Raw genomic sequence first — 14,499 nt, forward strand, 5'->3', positions numbered from 1 at the left:
AAATGTCAGCTAGGAAAAAACAGTTTTAGTGAGAATGGGCTCGCAAACTACGGCGCGACAATAACGACCTCAAGGGTGCCTAAATAGTTTGCACTAAGGTGAACGTGATCGCCCGGCTGCAAAAAGCGTTGGTCAGCTAGGCTGTCGGCGATATATTGTTCAAGAATATAGTCAACTGGGCCGGAATCTAAAAATGATAAACTAGCCAGCCACATCATTGAGCGAGTGAGCTTATAACTGAAGTTTGGCGTATTGTAGACCACTCCTTCTGGCGTGCCTGTTAGTAGGTTTTGTCCTTGTTGAATCCCTCCTAAAGGTGTCAGTGGCACTACGCGACTTTGGTAGCGCCAGTTAGCTTGCTCGCCTTGCTCTAAAATACGCTCTACTAATTCGTTAGGAGGCATCAACATTTTGCTCACGCTGCTAAATTGACGCTTGTTGCCGTTCACATAAGTGGACAGATTAATTTCAGATAACAAGTGTTGCCAATCTTGAGTGACGACCAGGTAAGGCCCTGTCGGCATTAGATGGCCACCACTTTTAGCATCAGAAAAACCATGTCCTGACGTCACGTTATCAACATCTATTTTACGCAGTAGCTCGGCGCGGTCGGTGAAATCCCCACACAGAAATACGCCGGTGTTGGCTTGCTCAAAATCTAGCATGGATGTGATATCACGGTCCCAGCGCAAACAAAGCTCCACTTCATAATCAAGTAGCACCTTTGGCTGCAGGACGATTTGGCTCTCGCTAGGCTGTGGGATGGCAAATTTAGGGAATAAAAACACTTCATCAATATCAGCTTCTTCACCATGAGCAAGATAGTTGGCGCCTGCGGCAATGTGCGCGGTATGGCTGCCCCCTGCGGCTAATAACTGGCTGTGTTGATAAAGCGTGATGGCAGGATAGTTAGCTTGCGCGAGTAATTTTTCATAACCTTGTTGACGCACTAATTGCATGGGATCGTTTGGGTATGAATTAAAAATGTCACTTAAATTAATCGCTTTGACACTTTTCTCTGTGTCGTGCAATACGAGTAACGTTGCTCTTTTGTTCTCATCTTGTTGAATTTGCGCCAAGGTTAACCCTTTATCTAGCGGCGCTAATGTATTGGCTTGAGTAAATGTATGGGTGCAAAAAAACAGCAATACAGAGGCTGCCTGTAATAATTTTGATGGTACTTTCATGATTTCCTCCTCAGTGTGTGGATTCAAGATAGCGCGACGTTTGTCGCAGCTTTGTCACAAGTAATGGCTTTTTATAGGTGCCAGTGGAGGGCAGCATGCGGGTATTAATAGTGGAAGATAACGCCGATATTTCGGCTAAAAGATAGCGCGACGTTTGTCGCGCTTGGTCACAAGTAATGGCTTTTTATAAGTGTCAGTGGAGGACAGCATGCGGGTATTAATAGTGGAAGATAACGCCGATATTTCGGCTAAAAGATAGTGCGACGTTTGTCGCGCTTTGTCACAAGTAATGGCTTTTTATAGGTGTCAGTGGAGGACAGCATGCGGGTATTAATAGTGGAAGATAACGCCGATATTTCGGCTAATATTGGCGACTTTTTAGCGATGCTAGGCCATCGTGTTGATTTTGCTTATCACGGTAAAGCGGCGCTGACGTTATTGGCGCAAGAGCGTTTCGATGCCATGGTGTTAGATGTGATGATGCCGGTAATGGACGGCATTAATGCTTGCCAGCAGATCCGACAAAGTGAATATGCCAGTATGCCGATTATTTTTGTTACGGCCCGCGACACTTTGGCTGATAAATTAGCAGGCTTTGATGCTGGCGGCGATGATTATCTGGTTAAACCTTTTGCGCTACCAGAGTTGGCGGCCCGTCTTGAGTCGATAGTGCAACGAAAGCAAGGCCTGAGAGCGCCGAAAATTACCGTTGCAGGGCTTAGTTATGACAAACTAAATCAGCAGGTTAGTTATCTGGATCAGCCATTAAACTTAGACCCAGTGCAAGTTAAGTTGGTTAAAACCTTGCTCAGTCATGCCCCTGCTATAGTCTCAAAGCACGATTTGTCCTATGCCTTATGGCAAGACGAAGACGTGGAGGGGAGTGCGCTGCGTACCCATATTTACCGTTTACGTAAAACCCTCCCTGTTGGCCTATTAGAAACCGTGCGTGGTAAGGGGTATCGCATTCATGCTGCTACTTAAAAAGTGGTTTACTCGTAGTTTACGTAACCAAATATTTGCCACCTTGGTGTTTTTAGTCTCGTTATTTAGTGCAGCTATTTGGCTTATTTCATGGGCCGGAACTGAGTTGGCGGCAGATTCGTTTATTAATAACAAGCTTAGCCAAGCGATGGCACAACAAATTGAATTATCCCTTTCCCAAGGGGCCATCATCCATATTGATGACGGTGTTTGGCAAAGTTATTTAAGTACCGATAAGCAGTTACCGCCATTTCTAGCAGCGCTTAATCAAGCTGGGGTACATGAGTTTGAATCCCTTAATGTGCATGTTGCTATGCAGCCATCGCCTTATGCTAGTCAAACCGATGTCTGGTTTTATTTGCTTTATTACCCTGATCGCGACCCCAATAGAGTGAACTATGGCGCGCGAGTACAGCAATTTGTGTTGTATTTGGTGCTGTTGATGTTTGCGGTTGGCGTGGTGATTGCCCATCAGTTAGCGAGGTTAGTCAGCCGGCCTATTTTGCTGCTACAGCAACAAGTGAGTGCTGCAACCCCGAATAAACCGCCACCATTAATGGTGCGAGACGATGAAATTGGTCAACTGAGCTTGCGCTTTGTCAGTGCATTTGAGCGCCTGAGTTGGTTTATCGTGCGAGAGCAAAACTTAACCCGCTATGCTAGCCATGAACTTCGTACTCCCATTACGGTGATCCAAGGGGCGTTAGACGTGATGCACTACGCGCCAAATTTAACGGCGGCGCAGCCTGCTATTCAACGCATCGAGAAAGCAAATCAAAACATGGCCGCTTTAGTGGCAACTTTTTTATCGTTGGGACGAGAGGCAGTCGGTGATAATTTAACGAGCCAGTCACTAGTGTTGTGCCTTGAAGAGTGTTTGCAACATCAAGCCTATCTACTACAAGAGCGAAATGTCGACTTATCGATGGATATTAACTTGTCCAACCACAACGTGGTTTCAGTCTATGCCAAGGTGATCATTAATAACTTATTACGTAACGCATACAGTTATTGCGAGCAAAGCGTTAGGGTGGCATTACAAGGTCAGCGGCTACTTATCACAAACGATGTCGCCAATGAGCCCAACGCCGGTTTTGGCCACGGTAAGCATATAGTGGCTGATATTTGTCACAAAGTGGGTTGGTTGCAATATCAGCGACAAGTGGGCGAACAGTATTATTGGCTGGTTTATTTCTAATCCCGCAGGGTTGTGACATGGCTGTGACAAAGAGACGAGTAGAGTGATGCTCGCTATCTCATTCACACAGCAGGGAACAACGATGAACAAAATCTTATCATTTGCTAGCTTAGCTATATTATTTGCCACTTCAGTTAGTTATGCCGCTGAACGCGAAGTGGGTTGGCACGGCCAAGTCAGTGCCCATGTCGGAATGATGCAAAAGAAATCACAGTTTAATACTGACGAGAATAAAACCATTACACAGTTGGGCGCAGCGCAAGAGCAGGGTAACTCAGTGTTAGTGTTTCCGATGTGGGATATTAATTATGGTTTGCAGCAAGTGGCGGGAGAGTTTTACTTCCAATCAGATTTAGCTGGTATGGCCAGTAATTTTTATATGGAAGCGGGTTACCGCCATTATCTAACCGATGGCTCTCGTCTTGGTTTCGGCGTTATTCCGGGTGTGCTAGGCCGTGAAACGTGGCAAGACCCTTATTTACTTGGCGCTGAGCGACAAACAACGGATGCCGTTATTAGAGGTTTGGTCGTCAATTATGACAATATTGGGGGGTCGTCATTTTCAATTGAGCTGGCGGCGGGTCAGCGTGAGTTAGATGAAGAAAAAAGTGGGGCCAGTGTTAACGTCGATTCAAATTTGCTCGTGCGTGAAGGAGACTTATATTACGCCCAACTAAGCCAGCAGTGGAATTTGTCTGCCGATATGGGCCTAGAGTGGCAATTACATTATTTACAAGATAATGCTGACGGCGCAGCAATGGAAAATCAACGCTATGGTTTAGAAGTGGAATTCACAAAAACCTTCGGGCGCCATATCCTACTTGCCGGTGGTCAATTCTATCGCCAAGACTATCAAGCTAGCCATCCAGTTTTTTTACGCAAGCGTCAAGATGACTTAATGGGGTTGTCTGGTACTTATGTGTACGCCGCACCATTCAATTGGCCGCAAACATTATTGATTGCCCGTATCGGTTGGGATAATCGTGATTCGAATATCGACTTTTATAATGAGGAAGAGGTGTTAGCGACCGTGGGAATGAGCTATCAATTCTAATCCAAATTGTTATGCGACACTGTGGTACTGAATGTGATTTGCAGCACTACGATATGTTAACGTGGAGCTTCTGAGCATCATCATAGTGCTCACTTAGCCGCTATCATTTATCTTTACACCGATTCGCGGCAAGATAAGCCATAGCACTTTAAGTTTTATAGCAGGAGCAGAACATGGCGCATACTTTAGTGATAACGGGAGCCAATCGTGGTATCGGCTTAGCCTTAGCGCAGCTTTATCATCAGCAAGGCTGGAAAGTGATCGGTGTCTGCCGTCAATCTTCCGCTGAGCTTAACGCGATAGCGAGCCAAGTAATTAGTCACATTGATCTGACGTCAGATGCTGATGTGGCGGCCATGGCGCAGCAGTTACAGGGGCAAACTATCGACTTGTTGATCAATAATGCTGGCCTACTCGGTGATGATGTTTTGGGCGACATTGATTTTGATAGCATCCGCCAGCAAATGGAAATTAATGCCTATGCCCCCTTGCGAGTAACGCAAGCGTTGTTGGGTAATTTAAAGTCAGGCAGTAAAATCGGCAATATCACCAGTCGTATGGGCTCGATTGCCGATAATGATTCCGGTGGTCGTTACGGTTATCGTGCGTCAAAAGCGGCATTAAATGCGTTTGGTAAATCATTAGCACAAGATCTTAAGCCGAAAGGTATTGCGGTGGCACAATTGCATCCTGGCTGGGTTAAAACGCGAATGGTGAATTTTGGTGGCTTAATCACCCCAGAGCAATCGGCGCAGGGGTTGTTTCAGTTATTACAGCAACTCACCCTCGCAAACACGGGTGGCTTCTGGCATACCAATGGTGAAGACTTGCCTTGGTGAACCCAAACAAATAAGGCGGCTAGTGCCGCCTTATTAAATCCTTTTTTCAGTCGTGTTTTATTTCGCGCCTTTAACAAAAGCCACCGTCATACCGACAAATAACATCCATGCAGCTAAGTAGATCATTGTTTCTCCTTCTTGCCCATAGGTAGGTATCAATATAGCTTACTGGTCTGTTTCTGCTATTTGCTGGCTCACATGTTCGGCAAAAGGCTAATAAATTTCCGATAAACAATGGCTTTTTACCCCTCAGTTGAAAGCTAATGGATTGAATAAAAGAAGGTTTAAATTGCCAATGATGGTTGCTTATATTTTAGTCAATTTTTTGTGGTGTAGGGTAGGTAAGCTCATTAATGGAGAATAAATTGCAGCAGGCTTCTTTTGACTACCAGCATTGTTATTCGGTCTGGCAGCTGTTATCCGAATTATATTTAGACAATGAGCTGGAGCAGCAGACCTTGGTATACTTGGCACAGCGGTTAAAAAATACTGAATTTAGTTTAGTTCAGCTTGAACAGATGTTATTAACGCAGGTGCACCCAGTATTGCATTGGAACTTATTAAGTGTGGCTGGTGAATGGACATACTTTGAAGCGACCAGTTTGCAAGATGCGATAAACGATTATTTAACCGAGCAGCAAAGTGTTCGGGGTAAATTAAAACACTTGGTTACTTGGCCATGGCGGCGCTACAGCCAAACCTTAGTGAGTCAGGATTGGCTGCGAGTAAAGGCATTATATGAAGATCTAAAACCCTAATTTAGCTTGAATATGTTCGATAAACTCACTCAAGCCTTGCTGGTCTATTTCAGTGAAGCGATTAAGACTTGGGCTATCGATGTCGAGCACGGCCACCGTTTGGCCGTCTACATTAATCGGCAGCACTATTTCAGACTGGCTAGCCGCATCACAAGCGATATGGCCGGGAAATTCATGCACATCAGCAATACGTTGGATCGTGTTGCTCCTAAACGCTTTGCCACACACACCTTTATCTAAATCAATACGCACGCATGCTACATTGCCTTGAAAAGGTCCCAATACCAGTTGCTCTCCTTTGTGTAGATAAAAGCCGACCCAGTTTATGTCACTTAAGTTCATATTGAGTAACGCGCTGATGTTAGATAGGTTAGCAATAAGATCTGGCTCGTCTTCGATTAATGCCAGTGCTTGTTGAGTAAGTAGCTGATAGTCTTTTAATGAATTCATATGATTGGCTGTTAATTATGGGTTTGATAGTCGTTATTACAGCATATTTTACTGGGTATTTTCGATAACATATCATTTTGAGTTACTTAAATTCGTAATATCAATATTGCCCCTACTTGGTTGTGCCAGTGGTTTAGGTTTGTTGTAGGAGATGTATTTATACCGCGAAAATAGCGCGTGCGGGTATGAGATTCGCGATATAAATATCACTCCGACAAAAAAGTCAGCTAGTTATTTGTGATGGGTCAGTAGGATCTGTATTTATACAGCGAAAAAACAGAGCGCAGGGAAATGATGATCGATAAAGCATCGGCGGAGCATTATACATGGGGTGGCCAATGTGACGGTTGGCACTTGGTGAAGTCACCCAATCTAAGCGTTATTCAAGAGCGCGTGCCAAGTGGTTGTGTTGAGGTGAAGCACTATCACCAGAAAGCTGAGCAGTTCTTCTTTGTGTTGTCAGGTGTTGCCACGCTAGAGGTGGCTGAGCAGGTGTTTTCCCTTACGCCACAGCAAGGCCTGCATGTCGCTGCGGGTGTAGTACATCAATTGCGTAACGAAGCGGAACAAGATTTAGTGTTTTTAGTGACTTCTACTCCACCCAGTCATGGCGATAGAGTTGAGGCCGTTTAATTTAAGAATAAAGATCAGGTTGTTAAAGGAATAACAAATGCAGCAGATTTATCTATTTGATTGGGGCGACACTTTAATGGTGGATGACTTGAGTCAAACCGGACACATGAAAGATTGGCCTGCAGTATCGGAAGTGGCGGGTGCAGCCGAGATGCTCGCTGCGCTTTCGCAAACAGCCGCAGTTTATGTGGCTACGGGGGCTGAAAATACTAATCCCGAATTGGTGCAAGCTGCATTTAAGCGCACTAGTTTAAGTTCTTATATCACCGGCTACTTTTGCCCCGATAATGTGGGGTTTGCTAAATCATCAACACAGTATTACCGCACTATTGCCACTATGCTAGGCGTGGCGGCCAACGAAATAACCATGGTCGGTGATAATCTAACCCGTGATGTGTTACCTGCTCTTGAGGTAGGGATGAAAGGGGTATGGTTTAACCCCAAGCAGCTGGAAAATACGTTAGCTGTTAAGGAAATTTATTCATTAGATGAATTAATAGGTGAGTGATGGAATTAACAAGTTTAGTGGGCAGCTGGGTGTTAATCGGCAGTGTGGCGATCAATAGTGAGGTGGCTTTTATTGGTGAGGATACCGACCCAAATGGGGTTGGCAATTGGTTAAATGGTCGTGCGGGTGAGCTGGTAGGGCAAATAAAAACGGTTAATGGTTTAACTTTAACTATTGCTGATAATGGCGCTTTTACGGAAGTGAAAACCGGCAAACTTAGTATTACTTGGTATGATCAAGAAGGCGTGCTGGAATCAGAGGTTGAGCCCTTTAATGGTACGCTGGTGCTAAAAGGAGAGGGAGCTTTTCTAGTGGCTGAAGCAATACCTAACTGGGCGCAGCCAACTGCAAATGACTATGGTGTGGCTTTGCGCTATGACGATGGCGACACCATTATTGCAGAATGGCTTGAATGCATTGATAACCGTTTAGTACGTACGGTGAACGTGGTAACCGACGAGCTGTATTTAGATCGCATCGTGATGGTTTATCAAAAATCTTAATAATATTTAGCTTACCTAAGCTTGGATCTAGCTCGTAGATATTTATCCAAGCTTAGGCTATTTCATTTATTTATAATTAATAAACGTATACTGCACCCGCTGTGTCAGCAATAGCGCTGGCGGTGTCTTCATTGTACTTATCGGTACCGTCTGCACCCACCGCGAGGGTGCTGCCATCTCCACTCAGCGCTAAGCTTTTACCAAAGAAAGTAGCGGCTAGTATCTCTTTGGATTTTAAGAATGTACCGCTGTCCCAGGCATTGCCTTGTCGCTTAAACAAATATACAGCGCCTGATTTTTCTGCACTGGTGTCGCTGGGACTTTCAATCAGCCCTGAATTGTCAGATTTGTCGCCAACAACAAGAAACTGGCCGTCATCACTCAAGCTAACGCTACTACCAAAATTATTCAGTATGCTGAGATCCGCTATTTGAAGAGTTTGACTATGCTGCCAATTGTTTGCTTCTTTATACTCGTAGATATATGCACCACTTTCGGCCCACTGCTGGTTGCCATTTGCACCGACTACTAAGGTTGAGCCTTGGCTATTAAGGTCGAGGTCTAAACCAAATGACTGATTTGGCCCTGGTGCCGCTGAAGCAAATGCACTTTTTAGCTGTAAGTTGTTGTTAGTATCGGCATGGTATATAAATACTCGTCCGGTATTTCTATGCTCTGGAAGAGAGTCATGAGGCGCACCGACAGCCATTATTTGGCCATTTGTACTTAAAGCAATACTCGCACCAAAATTGGCATAACGTCTTAGTGTGTTAGGTTTTAGATATTGTGCTACTTGCCACCCATTGTCTGCTTGGCGGCGGAATATGTATACCGCACCCGAGTCTTCTAGGCTGTTATCAGCTGGTTCAGCAGCATTGGCGGCATCGTCGCCAATTGCGCCAATAGCTAAGGTGTTACCATCACCGCTAAGCTCAACTCGGTAACCAAAGCTATCATTAAACTCAATGTTAGAGCTTGCTTTGAGATATTGAGTTTGTTGCCAGTTATTGTTGCTTCGCTCAAAAATATAGACGGCGCCTGCAACATCCGCGAAGTTTTCTTCTGGTTTAGCCGCGCTAGTTGAAGCTTCGCCAATGGCGCCAATCGCCAAAGTGTTGCCATCATCACTAAGGCTAAGGCTGGCACCGAACCAATCCCAGTTACCGGCATTATTTGCTTTTAGGTAAGCCTGTTGCTGCCAACCGCCATTGGGCTGTCGAGTGTAAACGTAAACCGCTCCGCTATTATTGAGAGATTCATTTTCACCATCTTCCATTGGTGAGCCAACAGCTAATGTATTGCCATCTTTACTTAAGCTGACGTACTGGCCAAAAGTATCTTTTAGCTCGGCATTGGAGGCTATCACTTTGGCACTCGATTGAACTAGCTGGCCAAGATCAATACTGAGTTCATTTGAATTAGTATGGCCTGTAGCATTGCTAGCTCGGATGAAGTAGGTGGGGGTGGTTACTGCTTTAGCTTGATAGGCTGCTAGATTAACTTGGTTTTCTGCAGAGGTCGCCAAGACCAGGCAAGGATTTACCGTGTCTTGTTTTAAGCAAACGTCGTATTGCGCGGCATATTTTGATGCTTGCCAACTAAGCTGAATTTGACCCGTTTGCTCTGGTACAGCGCTAACGTCAGTAATATTAAATGCGCTGGGAGCGTGCGGTTCTGGCGTAATAGGCGCTTGAGTTGGCTCTGGTGTAACAGGTACAGGGGGATTAGGCTCACGTTCAGAGCCGCCGCCACCGCCGCCGCAGGCAGATAAAAAGCTAACGGCGGCGGGCAGAAAGATGACCCTCAATAGCCGAGTTAGGTGGGTAGGTTTCAACATACACAGTTCCTTTATATTTAATTTTTTGCAAATATTTATTAAGTTAAAAGTGACTTTGACCATTATATTTATTAGTTTATAAGTTCATGTTTGACAGTTGCTTAGGTCCACTTTTAGTTGTTGGTGCTCGGTTAGGTCTAAAGTAATGAAATTGTAATATTTGTGTCAAATACTAACAGTTATCAATAACTCTATAACAGTGTGTGACGATTCGTCAATAGGCGACGGAAGTACTAAAGAGTAGGTAGCAAATTTTTACAATTGAAGGGGTGGGTATGTTGATTGGTTTTCATCACGTGGCGATTATTTGTGCCGACTATGAAGTTTCCAAGCATTTTTATCACAAAGTGTTGCGGCTACCTATTTTGGCTGAGCACTATCGCGCAGAGCGTGACTCGTTTAAATTGGATTTACAGCTACCTGATGGCGGACAATTAGAGCTTTTTTCCTTTCCTAATCCTCCGCCAAGACCCAGTCGACCTGAGGCGCAAGGGTTAAGGCACTTGGCGTTTAAGGTGGATGATGTTGTTGCAGTGGCGGAATACTTACAGGCTCAGCAAGTTGCCGTTGAACCGATTCGAGTTGATGAATATACAGGTAAACAATTCACCTTCTTTCAAGATCCTGATGGCTTACCCTTAGAGCTTTATCAATATGACTAACTGGTTGCAGCTGATGATAGCCCAAGAAGAAGGGTTAATGAGACAAATGCGGCTTTGTCGGTAGACTCATTTCACAGAGTAGATAACATGAAAACATTTATTGTTCCGAAATCATTACATGAGGTTTTTGGCGAGCGGCAAACTTGGCTGGAAGTGACTGGCGTTGTGTTGTTTGCATTGTTGGGGTCGAGCTTAATTTATGGGCTGCTTTATACCCCTATAGCGGAGCTGAGTCTTTGGCGAAGTGTGATTGCTTGGTTATTGATAGCCGATATTTTGGCGGGTTGCATTGCTAATTTTTCTCGGGGTACCAGTCAGTTTTATGGTGTTCGCGCATCTGGTCGCTGGCTGTTTATCGCCATTCATTTTCACCTCATTGCGGTAGCTTGGTTATTAGGTGAGCCGATACTGGCGATGGGTTACATTTGGGCCTACACGATTGCAGCAGCAATTATCGTTAACTTATTACAACAGTATCGCTATCAGTTATTTATTGCCGCTAACTTAATTGCTTACGGCTTGATTTTGATTGTCGCGCTAGCACTGCCGAGTTGGCTGATGTTGGTTAGTATTTTATTTATGCTCAAAGTGGTGTTTAGTTTTGGTGTCGATCATTTTGCCCATGAACGAAGCTGATCAGCCTTTGCTCATTACTGGGTTAATCACCCATTAATGAGCAAAATTGATTTTGTTCGCTAGCAGCAGGCTTAGTAGAGCTGAGGCTATTACTCTATCGTTGAATTACGTTGTGCCACTAAGTCACTAAAATACTGTACAAACTCAACTTCATGGCCATCAGGATCGATAAAGTACACGTTTTGTCGATAGGGATGCACGACACCTGGGTTGGCAATTTCAAACCCAGCAGCAGTTAGCCTTGCTATCACCCCTTTAATATCATTGGTTTCAAACGCAAAATGAGCTAATCCCACTTGATGGCCAGCTAAATCACGTCCATCCTGATCACCATTGTCGGCAAAGGCGATGTATAAATCATCACAACCAAAGTGTGCCCAATTTCTGGGCTTGCCACTCCACTCTGACTGACCACTATCGCGAATTTTCCACTCTGGAAAGGCCGCTTGATAAAAGGTTAAGGCGCGCGGGATATCGCGTATCACTAAGTTTAAATGCTCTAATCTTACCATTGTTGCTTCCTCTCATTTGTTATTAAGTAAAGTAAATTGTTTATTTAATGTGTAAGTTAACGGCAAACAAAAATTAAGTAAACAAAAAACTTTACTTAATTTTATTGCCACGAAATAATACTTAGCATAGACAAGCCGTTGCAGTGGAGCAGTATGAGTAAGTTAACAAAAGCTGGTCGAACCATACTTCAGTTGTTGAAAGAGCGTGGCGACATGACCGTGAAACAGTTGGCCGAGAAGTTGGAAATGACCACCATGGGCGTGCGTCAGCACCTGCAACAGCTTGAGCAAGAGGGCGAATTAGTCAGTTATGATGAAAAAGCCCTGCGTGGTAGGCCAACCCGTTTTTGGCAACTGACACCTGCCGCGCAGCGCCACTTTGAAGACCGCCATGAAGAGCTGACAGTGCAGCTGCTTATTTCGGTAAAACAAGTATTTGGTGAGCAAGGTTTAGATAAACTTATTGCGCAGCGAGAAGCAGATTCACTCGCGTTATATCAAGATCGTATCTTGCCTTTAACCACGGTAAAAGCGCGCTTAGATAAACTGGCAGAGATGAGAGAGCAAGAAGGTTATATGGCCAGCGTGGAACAAAATGAGCAGGGATATTTGTTGCTAGAAAATCATTGTCCGATCTGTGCGGCGGCAACTGCCTGCATGGGTTTTTGTCGCTCTGAACTCAGTATTTTCCAGTCTCTTTTTCAAGATTTAGCAGCTGTGACTCGCACCGAACATATTATCGAAGGGGCCAGGCGCTGCGCTTATCAGGTGACTCCAATATGACTAGTTTAAAAAATGATGAAATGTTCGCGTTAGCCGCATTAAAACAAGCTCTTAAACAATATCGTGAACTTGAAGATGCAACTTGGCAAGCCATGCAAAATATTGTGCGGCTACGCCGCCTAAACAAAGGGCAAGAGTTATACCAAGCAGGCCTTACACCACGTACCTTTGCTTTTGTTTACCAAGGATTAGTACGCGCTTATGCCCTAGACGAAAAAGGCGCTGAATATAATAAAAAGTTCTTTATGGAGGGGGAGTTTCCTGGCTCGATGAGTGCTCTGCTAACAAATACCCCTTCGCAGGTCACTATTGCAGCGCTTGAGCCGAGTATGATTCTTGAAATTGATTTTGCTGCCTATCGCAAGTTACTGGTGCAACACCATGACTTAGCTTTATTTCAGATAGCCTACTTAGAAAAAAACTGGCTACTGGAAAAAGATGCCCGTGAAATTGAATTGGTGCTCTCTGATGCTAGCCAACGTTATCAACGCTTTCTGACTGATCACGGCCAGTTAGCGGCGCGTTTAACCCAATACCAGATTGCTTCTCATTTGGGGATCACGCCAACGCAATTAAGTCGGATACGTAAACAAATAACGGCAGATTAGCTTACTCAGAGTAAGGTGTGAAGCTGCGTAAATTTTTACTGAAAATTTCGTTTTCAAGGATGAAAACGCAAAGTGTATAGGGAGATATTCACCGCGTTTTTGCAGGGGAAATATACTATTTCCTTATCCAGAACTCGGGTTAAATATTTTGTTTTCGTCAACCTATGTAAATGAGCGCGCTCTTGCTTCTCGCTAAGATGATCTTATCAACCTTACAGAAGGAATAAATAGATGACTTTACTTACCGCTTTAAATTGGCGTTACGCTGTTAGACGTTTTTCTGATCAAGTTGTCACAGAAGATCAACTGGAACAATTACTGCACGCGATAGTATTAAGCCCGTCTTCCTACGGCTTACAGCCCTATCGTGTATTAGTGGTAAAAAATCAAGCATTACAACAACAGCTGGTTGCCCATGCTTATGGTCAAGATAAGGTTGCTGACTGCTCGCACTTATTGGTGCTAGCTGCCGACACAGATATTGGCGAGACGACGGTTGCGCGCTATTTTGAGAATTATGTTAAAGCCAATGGGCAACAAGCCGATCCGAATGCATTGGCTAACTATCGCGACCATCTATCGAGTGCTCTTGCGGCAAAATCGCCACAACAGAAACAACAGTGGGCTGCAGAGCAAGTTTTTATTGCATTGGGCAATTTAGTCACCAGCGCCGCTTTGTTGAATATTGATGCGTGTCCGATGACGGGGTTCGATGTAGCAGGCTTTAATCAAGTACTGGGTTTAGGCGAACTCGGATTAACAGCCACAGCCATTTGTCCGATCGGTTATCGTCATGCTGACGATAAAAATGCCGAGCAAGCGAAAGTGCGCCGCTCATTGGCTGAGTTTGTAATTAGAAAATAGGAGGTCGAGATGGCTTATTTTCCGCTATTAGCGTTTATTGCGGGTGCCGCTATTGCTACTCAGGGTGGCATGAATGCGCAGTTGGGTATGCTACTAAAAAACTCCCTAATGGCAACCGCGGTGGCTTTTTTACTGAGTAGTGTGTTGGTTGGCAGTGTGTTGTTGTGGTCAAACAAAGTTTGGCCCACAAGCGAGGTGTTACGAAGTATTCCATTGCCGCTCTGGTTTGGCGGCACGCTTAGTGCGCTAGGTGTCGCGCTATTTTATTACCTGATCCCGAAAATGGGTGCCGGCAATATGATGGCTTACGCACTGGCGGGGCAAATTATTATTGCCATGGTAATCAGCCATTTTGGTTGGTTTGGCTTGCCTGTTTCGGCTATTGATGGCCGTAAAATTATGGGCGTGGTGGCGTTATTGGTTGGCGTTGGCTTAATTAATGGGCTGGGAAAATAGGCGAAAGTGACTGACTTTTAGAGCTTG

Annotated in this window: 18 protein-coding genes; 14 read left to right on the plus strand and 4 right to left on the minus strand. The window is 44.7% G+C overall.

Translation table 11 applies throughout. From position 1 onward, the window contains the following. Nucleotides 1–47: 47 nt before the first annotated feature. Nucleotides 48–1,187, minus strand: coding sequence for a fumarylacetoacetate hydrolase family protein (locus K6Y31_RS13480; protein WP_233053478.1), 1,140 nt, complete (start codon nt 1,185–1,187; stop codon nt 48–50). 321 nt (nt 1,188–1,508) lie between these two features. Here K6Y31_RS13480 and K6Y31_RS13485 point away from each other — a divergent pair, with 321 nt between their 5' ends. The 5 genes from K6Y31_RS13485 to K6Y31_RS13505 all read left to right on the plus strand — a co-directional run bounded on the left by K6Y31_RS13485 (nt 1,509) and on the right by K6Y31_RS13505 (nt 6,020). Next, nucleotides 1,509–2,171: a response regulator transcription factor gene (locus K6Y31_RS13485; RefSeq protein WP_233053479.1), complete on the plus strand. Its 663-nt coding sequence runs from the start codon at nt 1,509–1,511 to the stop codon at nt 2,169–2,171. Further along, nucleotides 2,158–3,369, plus strand: coding sequence for a sensor histidine kinase (locus tag K6Y31_RS13490; protein ID WP_233053480.1), 1,212 nt, complete (start codon nt 2,158–2,160; stop codon nt 3,367–3,369). The genes K6Y31_RS13485 and K6Y31_RS13490 overlap by 14 nt, the downstream gene beginning before the upstream one ends. An 82-nt stretch (nt 3,370–3,451) precedes the next feature. Beyond that, nucleotides 3,452–4,423, plus strand: a complete 972-nt coding sequence (locus K6Y31_RS13495) for a DUF2860 family protein (protein ID WP_233053481.1) — start codon at nt 3,452–3,454, stop codon at nt 4,421–4,423. A gap of 173 nt (nt 4,424–4,596) precedes the next feature. Then, a complete protein-coding gene (locus K6Y31_RS13500) occupies nt 4,597–5,262 on the plus strand; it encodes an SDR family oxidoreductase (protein WP_233053482.1) in 666 nt (221 codons plus the stop codon). Nucleotides 5,263–5,615: 353 nt separating this feature from the next. Continuing rightward, the gene (locus tag K6Y31_RS13505) at nt 5,616–6,020 is read left to right on the plus strand and encodes a DUF7079 family protein (protein ID WP_233053483.1); all 405 of its coding nucleotides are present in this window, start codon (nt 5,616–5,618) and stop codon (nt 6,018–6,020) included. On the opposite strand, the gene K6Y31_RS13510 is transcribed toward K6Y31_RS13505, so the two are convergent. Next, complete coding sequence (locus K6Y31_RS13510; RefSeq protein WP_233053484.1) at nt 6,009–6,470, minus strand: GAF domain-containing protein; 462 nt, start codon at nt 6,468–6,470, stop codon at nt 6,009–6,011. The genes K6Y31_RS13505 and K6Y31_RS13510 overlap by 12 nt on opposite strands. A gap of 291 nt (nt 6,471–6,761) precedes the next feature. On the opposite strand from K6Y31_RS13510, the gene K6Y31_RS13515 reads away from it, so the two are divergent. From K6Y31_RS13515 to K6Y31_RS13525, 3 genes are read left to right on the plus strand one after another with little or no spacing between them, the layout of a single operon-like run. Then, entirely contained in the window at nt 6,762–7,103 is a 342-nt protein-coding gene (locus K6Y31_RS13515) for a cupin domain-containing protein (RefSeq protein ID WP_233053485.1), read from the plus strand. Between the two features lie 37 nt (nt 7,104–7,140). Continuing rightward, nucleotides 7,141–7,611 (plus strand): HAD family hydrolase, encoded by a 471-nt coding sequence (locus tag K6Y31_RS13520; protein WP_233053486.1) that lies wholly within the window; start codon nt 7,141–7,143, stop codon nt 7,609–7,611. Further along, on the plus strand, nt 7,611–8,114 hold the full coding sequence (locus tag K6Y31_RS13525; protein ID WP_233053487.1) for a hypothetical protein: 504 nt from the start codon (nt 7,611–7,613) through the stop codon (nt 8,112–8,114). Before K6Y31_RS13520 ends, K6Y31_RS13525 begins: the two co-directional genes overlap by 1 nt. A 76-nt stretch (nt 8,115–8,190) precedes the next feature. Here the strand turns inward: K6Y31_RS13525 and K6Y31_RS13530 are convergent, their stop codons facing one another. Next, entirely contained in the window at nt 8,191–9,951 is a 1,761-nt protein-coding gene (locus K6Y31_RS13530; RefSeq protein ID WP_233053488.1) for an FG-GAP repeat protein, read from the minus strand. A 275-nt stretch (nt 9,952–10,226) separates the two neighbouring features. On the opposite strand from K6Y31_RS13530, the gene gloA2 reads away from it, so the two are divergent. Together gloA2 and K6Y31_RS13540 are read left to right on the plus strand one after the other, a co-directional pair. After that, a complete protein-coding gene (gloA2, locus tag K6Y31_RS13535) occupies nt 10,227–10,613 on the plus strand; it encodes an SMU1112c/YaeR family gloxylase I-like metalloprotein (protein ID WP_233053489.1) in 387 nt (128 codons plus the stop codon). 87 nt (nt 10,614–10,700) lie between these two features. Further along, nucleotides 10,701–11,249, plus strand: coding sequence for a hypothetical protein (locus tag K6Y31_RS13540; RefSeq protein ID WP_233053490.1), 549 nt, complete (start codon nt 10,701–10,703; stop codon nt 11,247–11,249). 89 nt (nt 11,250–11,338) lie between these two features. Here K6Y31_RS13540 and K6Y31_RS13545 read toward each other — a convergent pair whose 3' ends face one another. Beyond that, complete coding sequence (locus K6Y31_RS13545) at nt 11,339–11,761, minus strand: VOC family protein (RefSeq protein WP_233053491.1); 423 nt, start codon at nt 11,759–11,761, stop codon at nt 11,339–11,341. A 153-nt stretch (nt 11,762–11,914) separates the two neighbouring features. Here K6Y31_RS13545 and K6Y31_RS13550 point away from each other — a divergent pair, with 153 nt between their 5' ends. The 4 genes from K6Y31_RS13550 to K6Y31_RS13565 all read left to right on the plus strand — a co-directional run bounded on the left by K6Y31_RS13550 (nt 11,915) and on the right by K6Y31_RS13565 (nt 14,472). Further along, nucleotides 11,915–12,544, plus strand: a complete 630-nt coding sequence (locus tag K6Y31_RS13550; RefSeq protein WP_233053492.1) for a helix-turn-helix transcriptional regulator — start codon at nt 11,915–11,917, stop codon at nt 12,542–12,544. Next, nucleotides 12,541–13,152 (plus strand): Crp/Fnr family transcriptional regulator, encoded by a 612-nt coding sequence (locus K6Y31_RS13555; RefSeq protein WP_233053493.1) that lies wholly within the window; start codon nt 12,541–12,543, stop codon nt 13,150–13,152. The genes K6Y31_RS13550 and K6Y31_RS13555 overlap by 4 nt, the downstream gene beginning before the upstream one ends. A 231-nt stretch (nt 13,153–13,383) precedes the next feature. Continuing rightward, nucleotides 13,384–14,016 (plus strand): NAD(P)H-dependent oxidoreductase, encoded by a 633-nt coding sequence (locus tag K6Y31_RS13560; protein WP_233053494.1) that lies wholly within the window; start codon nt 13,384–13,386, stop codon nt 14,014–14,016. 9 nt (nt 14,017–14,025) lie between these two features. Next, nucleotides 14,026–14,472, plus strand: a complete 447-nt coding sequence (locus K6Y31_RS13565) for a DMT family transporter (protein ID WP_233053495.1) — start codon at nt 14,026–14,028, stop codon at nt 14,470–14,472. Nucleotides 14,473–14,499: the final 27 nt, after the last annotated feature.

Source organism: Motilimonas cestriensis, assembly GCF_021295315.1.
Classification (GTDB): Bacteria; Pseudomonadota; Gammaproteobacteria; order Enterobacterales; family CBDFNC01; genus Motilimonas; species Motilimonas cestriensis.

Excerpts from the sequence above, each read along its gene's own strand:
- K6Y31_RS13555 (WP_233053493.1), top strand. The coding sequence starts at position 12,541 with ATGACTAGTTTAAAAAATGATGAAATGTTCGCGTTAGCCGCATTAAAA.
- K6Y31_RS13525 (WP_233053487.1), top strand. The coding sequence starts at position 7,611 with ATGGAATTAACAAGTTTAGTGGGCAGCTGGGTGTTAATCGGCAGTGTG.
- gloA2 (WP_233053489.1), top strand. The coding sequence starts at position 10,227 with ATGTTGATTGGTTTTCATCACGTGGCGATTATTTGTGCCGACTATGAA.
- K6Y31_RS13480 (WP_233053478.1), bottom strand. The coding sequence starts at position 1,187 with ATGAAAGTACCATCAAAATTATTACAGGCAGCCTCTGTATTGCTGTTT.
- K6Y31_RS13485 (WP_233053479.1), top strand. The coding sequence starts at position 1,509 with ATGCGGGTATTAATAGTGGAAGATAACGCCGATATTTCGGCTAATATT.
- K6Y31_RS13545 (WP_233053491.1), bottom strand. The coding sequence starts at position 11,761 with ATGGTAAGATTAGAGCATTTAAACTTAGTGATACGCGATATCCCGCGC.
- K6Y31_RS13510 (WP_233053484.1), bottom strand. The coding sequence starts at position 6,470 with ATGAATTCATTAAAAGACTATCAGCTACTTACTCAACAAGCACTGGCA.
- K6Y31_RS13490 (WP_233053480.1), top strand. The coding sequence starts at position 2,158 with ATGCTGCTACTTAAAAAGTGGTTTACTCGTAGTTTACGTAACCAAATA.
- K6Y31_RS13495 (WP_233053481.1), top strand. The coding sequence starts at position 3,452 with ATGAACAAAATCTTATCATTTGCTAGCTTAGCTATATTATTTGCCACT.
- K6Y31_RS13505 (WP_233053483.1), top strand. The coding sequence starts at position 5,616 with ATGGAGAATAAATTGCAGCAGGCTTCTTTTGACTACCAGCATTGTTAT.
- K6Y31_RS13515 (WP_233053485.1), top strand. The coding sequence starts at position 6,762 with ATGATGATCGATAAAGCATCGGCGGAGCATTATACATGGGGTGGCCAA.
- K6Y31_RS13530 (WP_233053488.1), bottom strand. The coding sequence starts at position 9,951 with ATGTTGAAACCTACCCACCTAACTCGGCTATTGAGGGTCATCTTTCTG.
- K6Y31_RS13560 (WP_233053494.1), top strand. The coding sequence starts at position 13,384 with ATGACTTTACTTACCGCTTTAAATTGGCGTTACGCTGTTAGACGTTTT.
- K6Y31_RS13500 (WP_233053482.1), top strand. The coding sequence starts at position 4,597 with ATGGCGCATACTTTAGTGATAACGGGAGCCAATCGTGGTATCGGCTTA.
- K6Y31_RS13520 (WP_233053486.1), top strand. The coding sequence starts at position 7,141 with ATGCAGCAGATTTATCTATTTGATTGGGGCGACACTTTAATGGTGGAT.
- K6Y31_RS13550 (WP_233053492.1), top strand. The coding sequence starts at position 11,915 with ATGAGTAAGTTAACAAAAGCTGGTCGAACCATACTTCAGTTGTTGAAA.
- K6Y31_RS13565 (WP_233053495.1), top strand. The coding sequence starts at position 14,026 with ATGGCTTATTTTCCGCTATTAGCGTTTATTGCGGGTGCCGCTATTGCT.
- K6Y31_RS13540 (WP_233053490.1), top strand. The coding sequence starts at position 10,701 with ATGAAAACATTTATTGTTCCGAAATCATTACATGAGGTTTTTGGCGAG.